The sequence below is a fragment of the Paraburkholderia sp. BR13439 genome (assembly GCF_040948805.1).
In the GTDB taxonomy this organism is placed as follows: Bacteria; Pseudomonadota; Gammaproteobacteria; order Burkholderiales; family Burkholderiaceae; genus Paraburkholderia; species Paraburkholderia youngii.
The window spans coordinates 201912-217877 of the sequence record NZ_JBFPKN010000013.1; the positions used below are offsets into that span (position 1 = coordinate 201912).

Consider the following 15966-nt stretch of genomic DNA (forward strand, 5'->3'; position numbering starts at 1 on the left):
TGTTCAACGGGCTGATGGCAATGAAGAAGGGGTGTCTCGACGACACCCCTTTTTTTCGTGAATTTGTCCGCGTCACCGCAGGCCGAGATTCAATGAAACACGTCGCGGCCGAAGTACTTCAGCGAAATCCGCTGATAGGTACCGTCTTTTCTCATGCGGGCGAGCGCGTCGTCGATCGCGACGCGCAGCTTCGGATTGCCCTTGCGGATCAGTACCGCCGACTTGTCGCTGCTATCGGGCGACGTATCGACCGCGACGACCTTGATTCTTGCGTCGGGCACGCGCTTCTTATAGTCGAGAAACGACAATGAATCGTTGACGGTCGCATCGACGCGGCCCGTGACGAGCAGATCGATCGATTCGTCGAAGCCCTGCGCCGGAATCACCTGCGCGCCGTGCGCTGCCGCGATCCTGCCGACGTTGCTGGTCAGCGTATTGGCCGACTTGCGGCCGTTCAGGTCATCGAAAGATTTGATCGTCGTATTGTCCGATGCGACGATCAGCACCGCGTGCGACGTGATGTACGGGTCCGAGTAATCGTATTTGAGCTTGCGCTCGTCGGTGATCGCGACCTCGTTGATCACCGCGTCGTAGCGGTTGACGTCGAGACCGGCGATCAACCCATCCCATCTGGCTTCGATGAATAGCGGCTTGACCCCGAGACGCTGCGCGATCGCGCGGGCGAGTTCGACGTCGAAGCCGGTCAGCTTGCCCGCTTCGTCGTGGTAAGTGAACGGTGCGTACGTGCCTTCGGTGCCGATCCGGAACACCCCCGCTGCCTTGATCTTCGCGAGGTCGTCGGCGCTCGCCGGATGCGCCAGCACTGCCTGCAATAGCGCGAGCATCGCGAGTGAACGAATCGGCTTCATCGGACGGCTCCGTCTGAGTGGCTGCGCAGGTGGCGGCCTGCCGCGTTCGACGAGGGGACGCCGGCGCGCGGCCGGCTGCGTGGGCCGACTGTAGCAAACCGTCCGCGATTTTCAAAGCGTCGCGCGCGCGATCAGTCCGTCAGTCCGTCAGTCCGTCAGTACGTCAGTACGTCAGTACGTCTCCAGATGCAGCCGCCCTTCCCGCTTCAGCTTCGCCCACAACGCTTGCCAATCGAGCTGATGCTGCTCGCCGATGTCCTTGAGCGCCTGCAGCACGCCGTCCTCCATGCCTTTGAGGCCGCACACGTAGATATAGGTGTTATCGTCCTTCAGCAGGTTCGCGACGTCGGCCGAACGTTCGCGCATCGCGTCCTGCACATAGCGCTTCGGCTGTCCCGGCGTGCGCGAAAACGCGAGCGTGGTGTCGATGAAGTCCTTTGGCAGATTCGTCAGCGGTCCAAAGTACGGCAGCTCCTCCTTGGTGCGCGCGCCGAAAAACAGCATCAGCTTGCCGGTCGCGCCTTTGAGGCGCTTGCGCCGACGGTACTCGGTCATTGCGCGCATCGGCGCGGAACCGGTGCCCGTGCAGATCATCAGCAGATGCGAGTTCGGATGATTCGGCATCAGGAAGGTGCTGCCGAACGGACCGATCACGTTGACCACGTCGCCCTTCTTCAGATCGCACAGATAGTTCGAGCAGACGCCGTCGATCGCGTCGCCGTGCTGCTGCGACACGCGCTTCACCGTCAGCGACACGTTGTTATAGCCGGGCCGCTCGCCGTCGCGCGGACTCGCGATCGAGTACTGGCGCGCGTGGTGCACGCGGCCGTCGGCGGCGGTGCCCGGCGGCAGAATGCCGATCGACTGGCCTTCGAGCACCGGAAACGGCATCGAGCCGAAGTCGAGCACGATGTGATGGATGTCGCTTGACGTCGCACTGTCGGTGAGCCGGTAGTTGCCGACCACCGTCGCGGTGGTCGGCGCCTTGTGCGTGTACAGATTCACGTACGGCTTCGCGGCCGACCACGGCGGCACGACCGCGCCGCGCACGATATCGACTTCGAGGCCGTCCGCTTCGTCGGAACTGTCGCCCGCGGCGGACGCGGCCGCCGTTTCTTCAGCCGGCACCGCCATCGTGTTCTGCTCCGGCAGCACGTCCCATGTGAACTGCTCGTCGATCGAATACGCGTCGGCCTTCAGCACCGTGCGCCAGTTGTCGATTGCACCGGTCGGGCAAGGCGGCACGCAGGCCATGCAGCCGTTGCAGACGTCGGCCTTTACGACGTAGTTGTTGTCGTCGTGGGTGATCGCATCGATCGGACAGGTCTCTTCGCAGGTATTGCAGCGAATGCAGATCTCCGGATCGATCAGATGTTGCCGCAAGACTTCGACCGATACTGGGCCGTTCATGACTTCCTCCACCTGGCAATACGGCGCTTGCGTGGCGCGCCTTTCGTGCTTCGCTTGCTTCAGTTGAAGCGCACGTATTCGAAATCGACCGGCTGACGGTTCACGCCCATCGCGGGCGGCGCGATCCAGTTCGCGAACTTGCCCGGTTCGGCAACGCGACCCATCAGCGAAGCGACGAACGCGCGGTCTTCCGGCGTGGCGAGCCACTTCGCTTCGTTGGCGGCCCATTCGGCTTCGCTGATGACGCGCCCATCGGGCGACACCCGCGTGCCCGCGAACGTGCCGATCTGCCGGTTGAACGCCTTGTGTGGCACCGTCATGCGAAAGTCGATGCCGGCCTTCTCGAGCACCTTGTTCCAGCGCCCGACGCCCGCGACCGAGTCCTTGATGTAATCGTCGCGCAGCACTTCGTTCATCGCGTTGAGCATCGGCACTTCGCGCTCGACGAGCTTGCCGTCCTGCACGTCGAGCAGCTTGTAGCTATGCTCGTTCAGGCGATGATCGTCGTCGCGCTTGCCTTCCTCGTAGCGCCCCTTCAGGCCCGAGCTATAGAACGTCGCCGCGTTCGACGAATGATCGGCGCCGAACAGGTCGATCGTGACCGAGTAATGGAAGTTCAGATAGCGCTGGATGGTCGGCAGATCGATCACGCCGGCCGCACGGATCTTCGCGACGTCGTCGGTGCCGATCTCGTTCATCACCTGCGCGGTGCGCTGGATCACGCGCGACACGCCCGACTCGCCGACGAACATATGATGCGCTTCCTCGGTCAGCATGAACTTCGTGGTGCGCGCGAGCGGATCGAAACCCGACTCCGCGAGCGCCGACAGCTGGAACTTGCCGTCGCGGTCGGTGAAGTACGTGAACATGTAGAACGCGAGCCAGTCCGGCGTTTTCTCGTTGAACGCGCCGAGAATGCGCGGATTGTCTTCGTCGCCCGAGCGGCGGCCGAGCAAGGCTTCGGCTTCCTCGCGACCGTCGCGGCCGAAGTAGCGATGCAGCAGATACACCATCGCCCACAGATGACGGCCTTCCTCGACGTTGACCTGAAACAGGTTGCGCAGATCGTACAGCGACGGCGCGGTCAAGCCGAGGTGACGCTGCTGCTCGACCGAAGCCGGCTCCGTATCGCCCTGCGTGACGATGATGCGGCGCAGGTTCGCGCGATGCTCGCCGGGCACGTCCTGCCACGCGGCCTCGCCCTTGTGCTCGCCGAAGTGGATCTTGCGATCCTGCTCGCCCGGCGTGAGGAAAATGCCCCAGCGGTACTCCGGCATCTTCACGTAGTCGAAGTGCGCCCAGCCGCCCGCGTCCACGCTGACCGCGGTGCGCAGATACACGTCGTAGCTGTGCGAGCCTTCCGGGCCCATATCGCACCACCACGACAGAAAGTTCGGCTGCCACTGTTCGAGCGCGCGTTGCAGCGCTCGGTCGTCGGCGAGGTTGACGTTGTTCGGAATCTTTTCGCTGAAGTTGATCGAGGACATGGTCGGTTCCCTGGGTCAATTCCCTGTTCGGAAGCTGCAGTGCGAAAGGCGCGTATCGGCAGGCGGCGTCGTTTAGTCGGTGTGAGCGCGATGCCGATTACACGCGCGACACATCGAATTGCGCCTTGCTGCCCTTGCCGTACACCTTGAGCGCACCCTTGTCGCCCACTGCGTTCGGCCGGTTGAAGATCCAGTTCTGCCAGGCGGTGAGACGGCCGAATATGCGCGTCTCCATCGTCTCCGGCCCGTTGAAGCGCAGGTTCGCTTCGAGGCCGGTCAATGCATCGGGCGACATCGCCGCGCGCTCTTCGAGCGCGATGCGGATTTCGTCGGCCCAATCGATATCGTCCGGCGACGCGGTGACGAGACCGAGGCGCTCGGCATCGAGCGCCTTGACCGGCTGGCCGATCAGCGCGCGCACCGTGTCGAGCGGCTCGGCTTCCTCGTAGAAGCGCCGCCCGAGCCGCGATTGATGCGTGACCATCGGATACAGACCGAAGTTGACTTCCGACAGCGTGATCACCGGCTCCTCGTCCTCGTTGTCGGGCAGCGCTGCCATGTAGGCGCGATCGGCGGCGAACGCGAGTTCGGCGAACGTGCCGGCGAAGCACGAACCCGGCTCGATCAGCGTGAAGATGGACCGCGACGACACGTCGAGGCGCGCGAACGTGCGGCGCAGCATGCCGATCGTTTCGCGCACGAACCAGTGATCCTTGTGCCGCAGCAGCGTCGCATCGACGGCGAGCAGATGGCGCGCGTCGCCTTCGGTCTTGAACACCCAGGTGCCGATGTCGAGCGCGTTGGTGCGCATCGACAGGATCGCGTCGTCGAGTTCACGGGCGAATTGCAGCGGCCACCAGTTGGCGCCGGCCGCGACGATCGCGGCCAGGTCGGTCGGTTGCTCGGTGCGCGGCGCGCGCGCGGTGAAGGTCGCCACACGTTTCGCGCGATCGATGGTCACGTCCACGGTTTGATAGCCGAGGCCGTCTTCGCGATCCGTGCGTTCGATGCGCGTGAGCGCGACGCCCTTGGCATCGGCCGGACGATCGCTGTGCGCGCCGAGTTCGAGCGCGCGCGCCTGAATCGCCTGCTCGAACTGGTTGGGCTTCACGACTTCGTCGACGAGACGCCATGCCTTCGCACGCTCGCCACGCACACCCTCGACCACCGTGCAGAAAATATCCGCGCGATCGTGGCGCACCTTGCGTTTATCGGTCACGCGCGTGAGACCGCCGGTGCCGGGCAGCACGCCGAGCAGCGGCACTTCCGGCAGTGACACCGAAGAGGAACGATCGTCGATCAGATAGATTTCGTCGCAGGCGAGCGCGAGCTCATAACCGCCGCCCGCGCATGCGCCGTTCACCGCGGCGAGAAACTTCAGCCCCGAATGGCGCGACGAATCTTCGAGCCCGTTGCGCGTTTCGTTCGTGAACTTGCAGAAGTTGACCTTCCAAGCGTGCGACGACAGCCCCAGCATGAAGATATTCGCGCCCGAGCAGAACACCCGGTCCTTCAGACTCGTCACCACCACCGTGCGGACTTCCGGATGCTCGAAGCGAATCCGCTGGATCGCATCGTGCAGCTCGATATCGACGCCGAGGTCGTACGAATTGAGCTTCAGCTTGTAGCCGCCGCGAATGCCGCCGTCCTCGGCGATGTCGATGCCGAGCGTCGCAACCGGGCCGTTGAAGCTCAGCTTCCAGTGCTTGTACTGCGACGGCTCGGTGCGGTAGTCGACCGGCGCGGCCTCGGCAACGACGGTAGGTGCTGTGGACATGGGGCGTCTCCTGACTGGACGATGCAATCTGTTTTTTGAACAATAGTGCATCAACATACCAGCGTAAAGCACTTTAGTGCATTTTTACGGGGAAACCCTGGCGCTCCCGATCGGTCAGTTCATGCGCGCTTCGTCGGGCGCTTCCGCCGCGAGACGCGCGGCGAGACGGTCGCGCAACTGCAGGTACGCATCGGCGAGCGTCTTTTCGCTGGTGTCGAACGTCATGTCGGCCCGCCCGTACAGCTCCGCGCGCCCGGCAAGGATGCGTTTCAGGTCGTCCATCGCCTCGCGGTTGCCGGACATCGGCCGCAGATCGCCTTGCGCGACGACGCGGCGCATATGTTCTTCGGGCGTCGCCTGCAACCACACGGTAAAGCAGTGCGACAGCAGCACGTTGAACGTGCCCGATTCCGACACCAGCCCGCCCGGGGACGCGATCACCGCGCGCGAATGTTCGTGGATCACCGCCTCTAGCGCGCGCTGCTCGTAGCGTCGATACGCGCTCGCGCCGTATAGCGAATGAATCTCCGACGGCGGACAACCCGCGAGCTGTTCGATCACGCGCGTGAGTTCGATGAACGGCACCTTGCGCTCCTGCGCGAGCATGCGTCCGAGCGTCGACTTGCCCGCGCCGCGCAGACCGATCAGCGCAATACGGTCCTTGCGATGCGGGTCACGCGGCGCCTGCGCGAACATCTCCGCGAGCGCGATGCGCGCGCGCTGCAGCGCCGCCTGGTCGCGCCCCTGCAGCAGTTCGCGAATCAGCAGCCATTCGGCCGACGCAGTGGTTTCGTCGCCGATCACCTCGGCGAGCGGGCAGTTCAGCGTGGCCGCGAGCTGCCGCAGCACCAGCACCGACGCATTGCCGACGCCCGATTCGAGATTCGCCAGATGCCGCTCCGACAAACCGGTTTCGGCCGCCAGCGTCTTACGTGTCATGCCGCGGCGAGCGCGCAGCAAACGCACGCGCTCGCCCATCGCGGTCAGGAACGGGTCGCGTTCTTCGCGATCGCCGCCGCGTTCGGCCGCGCGCTCGGTGCGTTCGGCGCGGGCCGCGTCGCCGTCGGTTGCGTCCAACGGTGCGGGAGGGTACTTTTGGTTCATGTTTTCCGACCTCGTGACTACGACATATGTACTATAGTGCTTGACACGCACCGGCTGAACGGTTTAATTTTCGCCAAAAGCTGATCCAATCACAAACAGTCGCGCGCCGCCCTGGCATTCCGGCCGCGTCACGGAGACGGCGCCGCACCGCGCATGCACCAAAGTTCCGGGGGCCGGCCATCCGGGGGCCGGCCAACCGGCCTGCGTGAGCGCGCTTCTGGAGGCTCGCATGTCCGCACAGGAATTCCAGCGCCTGATCGCAGGCGTCACTGGGCAACTCGCCGGGCGGCCGCTCGACGCCGCGCTCGCAGACTGGCTGAACGATACCTGGCCCGCCGACAGTCCCACCTTTCACGAACTCGCGAACGCATGCCGCACAGGCGTCGCCGAAGGCTGGCTGTGCAACCGCGAGGCCGGCGGCATCCGCTACGGCCGCATCTTCAAGGCGTTGCCCGACACGCACGGCTTTTCCGTCGACGTCGTCGACATGCAGGACATTGCCGGTCCGCATCACGTCCATCCGCACGGCGAGATCGATCTGATCATGCCGCTCACCGAAGGCGCGACGTTCGACGGCCATCCGGCCGGCTGGTGCGTGTACGGCCCCGGCTCAGCGCATCGGCCGACCGTCGCGAACGGCCAGGCGCTGGTGCTGTACCTGCTGCCGCAAGGGGCGATCGAATTCACGCGCGCGTGAGCCGCGAGCGGCAAGCATCGAGCGGATCACGAGCAGACAAAAGCCGGACCGCATCCACGGATGGAGGAGACATATGGAAGCCCTGCTGGAAACGGACGCGCGCAAGCCGGTTGCGCCGCCGCCCCCGCTGTTCAACTTCGCGAGGCACCTGTTCCAGTTGAACGAAGCGCGCGCGAGCAAAGTCGCTTATATCGACGACCACGGCGCGACGACCTACGGCGAACTCGAACAGTGCGCGCGGCGCTGCGCCAGCGCACTGCGTGCGCTCGGCGTGCATCCCGAGGAGCGCGTGCTGCTCGTGATGCTCGACACCGTATCGTTGCCGGTCGCGTTTCTCGGCGCGCTGTACGCGGGCATCGTGCCGGTCGTCGCGAACACCTTGCTGACCGCCGCCGACTATACGTACATGCTGACGCACAGCCATGCGCGCGCGGTGATCGTGTCGGAACCGTTGCTACCCAACGTGACGCAGGCGCTGAGCAGCATCGACGACGATGGCTGTCAGCTGATCGTCTCGCAGCCTGATGCTGCCACCGGAAAGCCGCTCACGGCGCCCCGCTTCGAAACGCTGCTCGACGCTGCACCGCCCGCCGTCAAAGGCTGCGCGAGCAACGCGGACGACATCGCCTTCTGGCTCTATTCGTCAGGCTCGACCGGCAAGCCGAAAGGCACCGTCCACACGCACGCGAATCTGTACTGGACCGCCGAGCTGTATGCGAAGCCGGTGCTCGGCATCGTCGAGAGCGACGTGGTGTTTTCGGCGGCGAAGCTGTTCTTTGCGTATGGGCTCGGCAACGCGCTGACGTTTCCGCTGTCGGTCGGCGCGACCGCGATCCTGATGGCCGAGCGCCCGACCGCCGACGCGATTTTCACGCGCCTCGTCAAGCAGCGCCCGACCGTGTTCTGCGGCGTGCCGACCTTGTACGCGAACATGCTGGTGTCGCCCAATCTGCCCGCGCGCGCCGACGTCGCGATCCGCGTGTGCGCGTCGGCCGGCGAGGCGTTGCCGCGCGATGTCGGCGAACGCTTCACCGCGCACTTCGGTGCCGAGATTCTCGATGGCATCGGCTCGACGGAAATGCTGCACATCTTCCTGTCGAATCGTCCGGGCGAAGTCGAATACGGCACGACCGGACGCCCCGTGCCGGGCTACGAAGTCGAGTTGCGCGACGAAGCTGGGCGGCCAGTGCCCGATGGCGAAGTCGGCGATCTGTTCATCAAAGGGCCGAGCGCGGCGCTGATGTACTGGAGCAATCGCGAGAAAACGCGCGCGACGTTTCTCGGCGAATGGATCAGAAGCGGCGACAAGTATCGGCGTCTCGCGAACGGCTGTTATGTTTACGCCGGCCGCAGCGACGACATGCTGAAAGTAAGCGGCCAGTATGTGTCGCCGGTCGAAGTCGAGATGGTGCTCGTCGCGCATCCGGCGGTACTCGAAGCGGCAGTGGTCGGCGTCGATCATGGCGGACTCGTTAAGACGCGCGCGTTCGTCGTGCTCAAGCGCGACTTCATGCCGTCCGAGATGCTCGCCGACGAACTGAAGGCCTTCGTCAAGGAACGGCTCGCGCCGCACAAGTACCCGCGCGATATCGTGTTCACCGATGATCTGCCGAAAACCGCCACCGGCAAGATTCAACGCTTCAAACTACGCGAACTGTCATAGGTGTTTCATTGATGCAGAACCGAAGTACAGCCCCTGCCACTTCCTCCGCGGGGGCCGCGGGAGGCTTCGCCGAACTGCCGGCGACTGCGTCGCACGGCTCGCTGCACATCGAGTATTGCTGGGTCAACGAGCAGGCGAATGCTCAACAGGACGATGCGCCGATCGCGGTCTTCCTGCACGAAGGTCTCGGCTCAATCGCGATGTGGCGCGACTGGCCGCAGACGTTGTGCGAGCGGCTCGGCATGCGCGGGCTCGTCTATTCGCGGCCCGGTTACGGACTCTCGACCCCGCGTGCGCCTGACGAGAAATGGCCGGTCGATTTCATGACCGCGCAGGCGCGCGACATTCTCCCCGCTTTGCTCGACGCGCTCGATATCGACTTGCGGCAACGCCAGCGGATGTGGGTGATCGGCCATAGCGACGGCAGCTCGATCGCGCTGCTGTACGCGGCGCTGTATCCCGATGCGCTCGCGGGCGCGGTCGTGATCGCACCGCACGTATTCGTCGAAGACATCTCGGTGCAAAGCATCGCGCAGACGAAGCAGCTTTACGAAACCACCGATCTGCGGGCGAAGCTCGCCCGCTATCACGCGGACGTCGATTCCGCGTTCTATGGCTGGAACGATATCTGGCTCGATCCCGAGTTCAGGCAGTGGTCGATCGTCGAGGCGCTCGCGCCGATCCGCCGACCGCTGCTCGCGATCCAAGGCCGCGACGATAACTACGGCACGATGGCGCAGATCGACACGATCGCCGCGCGCGTGCCACACGCGCAACTCGTGAAGCTCGACGCATGCGGACACTCGCCGCATCGCGATGCGCCCGCGGCGCTCAACGACGCGATCGCTGCGTTTGTTCGCGCGCAGCGATAAGCGGCGCCCTGGCTGTTACCGATACTTCATAAAAATTACACGGATCGGCGATTATGCTGCGGCATCGCTGACCTCGGCACATCGATGGCGAGGCATCCCTTCCCCGCCCGGAGACTGTGCCATGCCTTTCGTGTCGAAGCCGATTCGTGCGCCGCGCCGCAAACGTTTGAGCGGCGCCGTGACGGTCATCGCGCTGTGCGCGCTAGCGGGAGCATGCAGCAACGACGACCCGCCCGCGAGCACGAATACGATCAGTTCAACGGAACATTCCGCCGCTAACCCCGGCGACCCGTCGATCGCCCCGCCGCCGGCCGACTCCGCGCCGCCGACACTGACGATCCAGACACCGGCGGCACCGGCATCCGAAGCCGGCACGGCGCTGTCCGCCGCCTCACCGCCGCTTGCCCGCCCCGTCATCCATACCGTCGATTGAGAATTGCGCCGCGCGCGGAGACTAGCCTGCCTTCGCGCGTCCGACGCAACATTGCCGTTTCAGTACCGCAATTCGTCTTCCCCGTGCCTTTTTCCTCCACCGAAGATCTGAGCCACAACCATGACCTCAACAAATCGCCGTGATTTTCTGCGCTCGGCCGCGCAAGCCGCCACTTCCTTCACCGCGTTGAGCATGCTGCCGCCCGGCATCCGCAATGCGCTCGCGCTTCCGGCCAACAACCGCACCGGCACGATCCGCGACGTCGAGCACATCGTCGTGCTGATGCAGGAGAACCGCTCGTTCGACCACTACTTCGGCACGCTCAAGGGCGTGCGGGGCTTCGGCGACACGCGTGCGATCAACCTCGCGAACGGCCAGCCGGTGTGGTATCAGCCGCTCACCACCGATACCACCGGCGCCAGCCACGTGCTGCCGTTCCGTCCGAGCGCGCCGAACCTCGGCCTGCAATTCCTGCAGGATCTCGCGCACGACTGGGGCACCACGCACGCCGCATGGAACGGCGGCCGCAACAATCAGTGGGTACCGTCGAAAGGCGCGACCACGATGGCCTACCTGACGCGCGACGACATCCCGTTCCACTATCAGCTCGCCGACGCATTCACGATCTGCGACGCGTACCACTGCTCGCTGATGGGTCCGACAGATCCGAACCGCTACTACATGTGGAGCGGCTGGGTCGGCAACGACGGCAGCGGCGGCGGTCCGGTGATCGACAATTCGGAGCTCGGCTACGGCTGGTCGACCTTCCCCGAAGTGCTGCAGAACGCGGGCATCTCGTGGAAGATCTATCAGGACATCGGCACCGGGCTCGACGCGAACGGCTCCTGGGGCTGGACGCAGAACGCGTACATCGGCAACTACGGCGACAACTCGCTGCTCTATTTCAACCAGTATCGCAACGCACAGCCGGGCAACCCGCTGTACGACAACGCGCGTACCGGCACCAACGCGGCGAACGGCGACGGCTACTTCGACATCCTGAAGCGCGACGTGCAAAACGGCACGCTGCCGCAGGTATCGTGGATCGTCGCGCCCGAAGCGTACAGCGAACACCCGAACTGGCCGACCAACTACGGCGCGTGGTACATCGACCAGGTGCTGCAGATCCTCACGTCGAACCCGGACGTGTGGAGCAAGACCGTGCTGCTGATCAACTACGACGAAAACGACGGCTTCTTCGATCACATCGCCGCGCCGTTCGCGGCCGCGTCGAGCGCGAACGGTCTGTCGACCGTCGAGATCGCGAATGAAATCTATCCGGGCGATCCGAAGAACGTCGCCGGGCCGTACGGGCTCGGACCGCGCGTGCCAATGCTGGTGGTGTCGCCCTGGTCCAAAGGCGGCTACGTATGCTCGGAAGTGTTCGACCATACGTCGGTGATCCGCTTCATCGAAAAGCGCTTCGGCCGCGAGCACAATCTCGGCGAATCGAACATCACGCCGTGGCGTCGCGCGGTGTGCGGCGATCTGACCTCTGCGTTCAATTTCGCGAATCCGAACGCGTCGGTGCCGTCGCTGCCGAGCACGAGCGGCTACGTGCCGCCCGACCAGAACCGTCACCCGGACTACGTGCCGCAAGCGCCAACGGTGCAGACGGTGCCGAAGCAGGAAGCGGGCGTGCGCCCGGCACGCGCGCTGCCGTACGAACTGTTCGTGCGCGTCGACGAAGGCTCGAACGGCAAGCTGACGATGCGCTTCGTCAACACGGGCCGCGCGGGCGCGGTGTTCCTCGTGTACGCGGCCGATAGCGCCGACGCGCCGCGCAGCTATACCGTCGAAGCGGGCAAGCATCTGCAGGACAGGCTGATGCTCAACGCCGATGGCAGCTACGACTTCAGCGTGCACGGACCGAATGGGTTTCTGCGCCGCTTCGCGGGCAATGTGGTCACGCGTAACGGGTGGAATGGTTCGGACACCGCACGGCCGGCCGTCGTCGAAGGCTATGATGTCGCGAACGGCAATCTCCAACTGCGGCTCGAGAACGTCGGCAGCGCGCGGTGCCAGTTCACGATCGTCAACGCGTACGACAAGGACCATGTGATCAAGCATTCGGTGCGCGGCGGCGACACCGACAATCTGTACCTCGATCTGCGCAAAGCATACGGCTGGTACGATCTCGCGATCACCGTCGATACGGACCCGACGTTTGCCCGCCGCATCGCCGGTCACGTCGAGACGGGCAATGACAGCATCAGCGATCCGGCGCTGGGCGGCTGAACGTCGCGCTCACCCAACGCTGCAAAAGCAACGGCCGCTGGCTCTTCGAGCACAGCGGCCGTTTTTTATCCAGCTATCTCGAGCGCAAACCCGCAAACGCGCGCGAGCGTCTACGCTTCGAAATCGAGCCCGCCGATCAACGTAACCGGTTCACCCTGCGTGTGCGTGGAGAAATCGAGTTCGCGCGCCTGGGTCCACGCGTTAAGCTTGCGCGGCAACGCGGCCAGATATCTGGCGAAACGCGTCGCGCCCTGCTCGCCCATCAGTCTTTCTATTTCATCGCTGTCCCAGGTCAGATACAGATTCAATGGATGAGGGTAATGACCGAGTTCATCGAGCGGCGTGGCGTGAATCCGCACGCGGGTGGGCTGCCCCGGTTCACCATGCGGCAGCACGTCGGTGTGAACGGTCTTCGCGACACACGCGGCGATCGCCTCGGCAATGCGCGGCGCGAACTCGTGGTCGAAACGAATTGCACTCTCGGGGCCCATTCCATGTCTCCGCTGTGATTCTCATCGTGGGTGGGTCATCGTAGCAGACTCAGTTTTTCGCCGGTGGGATCGCGTCCGGGTCGTGCGCGCCGGTCTCCCCCAGCGCCTCGCGCAGCGCCTTGCGGATCACCTTGCCGGTGGCCGTCATCGGCAGACTTTCGACGAAGCGAATCTCGCGCGGATATTCGTGCGCAGCCAGACGCGTCTTTACGTGCTGCTGGATCTCGCGCACCAGCGCATCGTCGCCGACGAAGCCCGCTTTCAGCACGACGAACGCCATCACGATTTCGGTGCGGTCGCGATCGGGCGCGCCGACCACGGCGGCCATCGCGACGGCCGGATGACGCAGCAGCGAATCCTCGATCGACGCGGGCCCGATCCGGTAGCCGGCGCTCGTGATCACGTCGTCGCCGCGGCCGACGAAGCGGATGAAGCCGTCCGCGTCGCGCGTGCCGAGATCGCCGGTCAGCAGAAACTTGCCGCGGAATTTCTCGCGCGTCGCCGCCTCGTTGCGCCAGTAGCCGACAAACATCACCGGATCGGGCGCGGCCACCGCGATATCGCCGATCGCGCCGGGCGGCAGTTCGTTGCCGGCGGCATCGACGATCGCGACATGGTGCCCCGGCACCGCGCGCCCGATCGCGCCGAAGCGCGGCTCGAACAGCGCCGCGCACGACGACACCACGACGTTGCACTCGGTCTGCCCGTAGAACTCGTTGATCGTCACGCCGAGCGCATCGCGCCCCCAGCCGATCAGTTCCTCGCCAAGGGATTCGCCGCCGCTCGCGACCGATCGCAACGCGAGCCGCAGATGAGCGGGCCGCTCGACGCCGCGCATCATCTTCAGCGCGGTCGGCGGTAAAAACGCATGGGAGACCGCGTGACGCGCGAGCAGATCGAACGCGGCGTGGCCGTCGAATTTTGCAAAACGGCGCGCGAGCACCGCGACGCCGTGATGCCACGACGGCAGCAGCACATCGAACAGACCGCCGATCCACGCCCAGTCCGCGGGCGTCCACATCAGCGTCGCGCGCGCGGGAAAGCCCTGCTGCGACATCTCGACGCCGGGCAGATGGCCGAGCAACACGCGATGCCCGTGCAGCGCGCCCTTCGGTTTTCCGGTCGTGCCCGACGTATAGATGATGATCGCCGGATCGTCCGCGGCGGTATCGGCCGGCGTGAACTCAGCGGAAGCGCTATGCAACGCCTGCCAGAACGACCTCACGGGCGTGTCCGATGCTTCGTCATCCTGTTCGATATCGACGCTGAACACGTGTCGCAACTCCGGCAGCGCGCCGCGGATTGTGTCGATCTTTTGCACGCCGGCGTGATCAGTGATAAGTGCGACCGCACCGCTATCGCCGAGCCGATGCTCGATCGCGTCCACGCCGAACAGCGCGAACAACGGCACCGCGACCATGCCGGCCTTGTAGGCCGCGAGATGCGCGACGGCCGTTTCGATCGATTGCGACAGGAAGATGCCGACGCGCTCGCCGCGCCGTGCGCCCGCCGCGAGCAGCGCATTGGCGAAGCGGTCGGACAGGGCTTTCAGTTCGTCGAACGTATAGCGGGTCGCGCGGCCGCCGGCATCTTCGTAGATCAGCGCGAGACGCCCCGAGCCATCGGCCCACCTGTCGCATGCATCGACGCCGATGTTGTAGCGCGGTGGAATGCGCCACGTGAAATTGGCCGTGAGCGAATCGTAAGTCTCGCCGTCGAGGTTCATCGCGTCTCCTGAATATCGTCGGTATCGCTGCATGGAGTAATGCATGGCCCATTGCTTGCTTCTGCTGCGCGCGCATGGCCGGTGCTCCGCAGTTTAGCCCACTATCTTGCCTGTCCCGTTCGCCGCGTCGCCTTGCGCAATTGGATTCGCCAAATACGACATAGTCCCGCACATAATCGCCGACGCGTCGCGCTGAACTCAACGTTTTGCGACAACTCCTGTGTGATTCAAGCCCTTTAGGTCTGACCAGTGCCGTCCCCGTCTAGGATCGTTACACAGGTTCGGCGCCTATGTTGCGCCGCATGATCGCTACCCCGGATGACATATGCGCAAGGCAAGATTTGCATCGTTCTGGCACGGTCCGGAACTATCTCCCTATGAAGTCGCCTGTCTCAGTTCGTTCACGCAGTACGGCAGCGAGGTCGCGCTTTATAGCTACGAGCCGATCGCTGAATTGCCGCCCGGCGTGAGTGCGAAAGATGCGACCACGATCCTGCCGAGCGATTCGCTGAACGACTTCCCGATTCGCGGGGTGCGGTCCATGGCGCATTTCACCGACTATTTCCGCTTCGTGATGTTCACGAAGACCGACGAGATCTGGGTCGACACCGATATGCTGCTGTTGCGCGATTTCGACCTGAACGCCAAGGGCGACCTGATCGGCCGCGAGACGCCTTCGAGTATCTGCACGGCGCTGCTGCGGCTCGATCCGGATCAGCCGCGCCTGCACGAGTTGATTGAACGGGTCGAAGCGATGAAGGGTACGGCCATCAAGTGGGGCGACACCGGCCCTCGTCTGTTGACCGCCGTCTACGGCGTGAAGGCCGGTCTTCCCGACAGCCTCTTCTATCCGGTGCATTTCAACGATTACTACAAGGTGTTCCTGCCGCGCTATTTCGAAGAGTGCGCGGCGCTCTGTTCCGACGCGTACACGCTGCATCTGTGGAACAACCGTGTCGTCAAGATGGGACTCTTCAAGCGCATCGGCCCGCCCGTTGGGTCGTTCCTGCATCACGTCTTCGAGCAAACCGGCGCCAACGAGCTGTTTCGCGAGTTTTATCCGGCGAGCGTGATGCAGGCGATGATCGACAACGCGGTGGAGAAAGTCGGCAGCGACGAAGGCGTGCGCAAGTTGCTGCGCGTCGGCGTGCCGATGGTCACGACGGCCATTGCGCGCAGACTCGGCGCCTGAGTTCGCC

Annotated in this window: 13 protein-coding genes; 6 read left to right on the forward strand and 7 right to left on the reverse strand. The window is 64.4% G+C overall.

What is annotated here, in order from left to right:
- Window positions 1-89 precede the first annotated feature (89 nt).
- The 5 genes from AB3X96_RS25040 to AB3X96_RS25060 form a co-directional block, all read right to left on the reverse strand.
- Window positions 90-869, reverse strand: coding sequence for an amino acid ABC transporter substrate-binding protein (locus AB3X96_RS25040; RefSeq protein WP_368591829.1), 780 nt, complete (start codon window positions 867-869; stop codon window positions 90-92).
- Between the two features lie 171 nt (window positions 870-1040).
- Entirely contained in the window at window positions 1041-2279 is a 1239-nt protein-coding gene (gene boxA / locus AB3X96_RS25045) for a benzoyl-CoA 2,3-epoxidase subunit BoxA (protein WP_368591830.1), read from the reverse strand.
- Window positions 2280-2338: 59 nt separating this feature from the next.
- The gene (gene boxB / locus AB3X96_RS25050; RefSeq protein WP_368591831.1) at window positions 2339-3766 is read right to left on the reverse strand and encodes a benzoyl-CoA 2,3-epoxidase subunit BoxB; all 1428 of its coding nucleotides are present in this window, start codon (window positions 3764-3766) and stop codon (window positions 2339-2341) included.
- 97 nt (window positions 3767-3863) lie between these two features.
- Window positions 3864-5543 (reverse strand): 2,3-epoxybenzoyl-CoA dihydrolase, encoded by a 1680-nt coding sequence (gene boxC / locus AB3X96_RS25055; protein WP_368591832.1) that lies wholly within the window; start codon window positions 5541-5543, stop codon window positions 3864-3866.
- Window positions 5544-5657: 114 nt separating this feature from the next.
- On the reverse strand, window positions 5658-6647 hold the full coding sequence (locus AB3X96_RS25060) for a helix-turn-helix transcriptional regulator (protein WP_368591833.1): 990 nt from the start codon (window positions 6645-6647) through the stop codon (window positions 5658-5660).
- A 229-nt stretch (window positions 6648-6876) separates the two neighbouring features.
- On the opposite strand from AB3X96_RS25060, the gene AB3X96_RS25065 reads away from it, so the two are divergent.
- The 5 genes from AB3X96_RS25065 to AB3X96_RS25085 all read left to right on the forward strand — a co-directional run bounded on the left by AB3X96_RS25065 (window position 6877) and on the right by AB3X96_RS25085 (window position 12550).
- Window positions 6877-7344 carry a DUF4863 family protein gene (locus AB3X96_RS25065; protein WP_176108099.1) on the forward strand — a complete coding sequence of 156 codons (468 nt, stop codon included), beginning with the start codon at window positions 6877-6879 and terminating at the stop codon, window positions 7342-7344.
- 73 nt (window positions 7345-7417) lie between these two features.
- Window positions 7418-9007, forward strand: a complete 1590-nt coding sequence (locus AB3X96_RS25070; protein ID WP_368591834.1) for a benzoate-CoA ligase family protein — start codon at window positions 7418-7420, stop codon at window positions 9005-9007.
- 11 nt (window positions 9008-9018) lie between these two features.
- Window positions 9019-9879 (forward strand): alpha/beta fold hydrolase, encoded by an 861-nt coding sequence (locus AB3X96_RS25075; RefSeq protein WP_368591835.1) that lies wholly within the window; start codon window positions 9019-9021, stop codon window positions 9877-9879.
- Between the two features lie 121 nt (window positions 9880-10000).
- Window positions 10001-10312 carry a hypothetical protein gene (locus tag AB3X96_RS25080; protein WP_368591836.1) on the forward strand — a complete coding sequence of 104 codons (312 nt, stop codon included), beginning with the start codon at window positions 10001-10003 and terminating at the stop codon, window positions 10310-10312.
- Between the two features lie 120 nt (window positions 10313-10432).
- Window positions 10433-12550, forward strand: a complete 2118-nt coding sequence (locus AB3X96_RS25085; protein WP_368591837.1) for a phosphocholine-specific phospholipase C — start codon at window positions 10433-10435, stop codon at window positions 12548-12550.
- A 110-nt stretch (window positions 12551-12660) separates the two neighbouring features.
- Here the strand turns inward: AB3X96_RS25085 and AB3X96_RS25090 are convergent, their stop codons facing one another.
- Both AB3X96_RS25090 and AB3X96_RS25095 read right to left on the reverse strand, forming a co-directional pair.
- Complete coding sequence (locus AB3X96_RS25090; RefSeq protein ID WP_368591838.1) at window positions 12661-13041, reverse strand: DUF5594 family protein; 381 nt, start codon at window positions 13039-13041, stop codon at window positions 12661-12663.
- A 49-nt stretch (window positions 13042-13090) separates the two neighbouring features.
- Window positions 13091-14767: an acyl-CoA synthetase gene (locus AB3X96_RS25095; RefSeq protein WP_368591839.1), complete on the reverse strand. Its 1677-nt coding sequence runs from the start codon at window positions 14765-14767 to the stop codon at window positions 13091-13093.
- A gap of 325 nt (window positions 14768-15092) precedes the next feature.
- On the opposite strand from AB3X96_RS25095, the gene AB3X96_RS25100 reads away from it, so the two are divergent.
- Window positions 15093-15959 (forward strand): hypothetical protein, encoded by an 867-nt coding sequence (locus AB3X96_RS25100; RefSeq protein WP_368591840.1) that lies wholly within the window; start codon window positions 15093-15095, stop codon window positions 15957-15959.
- The last annotated feature ends 7 nt before the right edge of the window (window positions 15960-15966 follow it).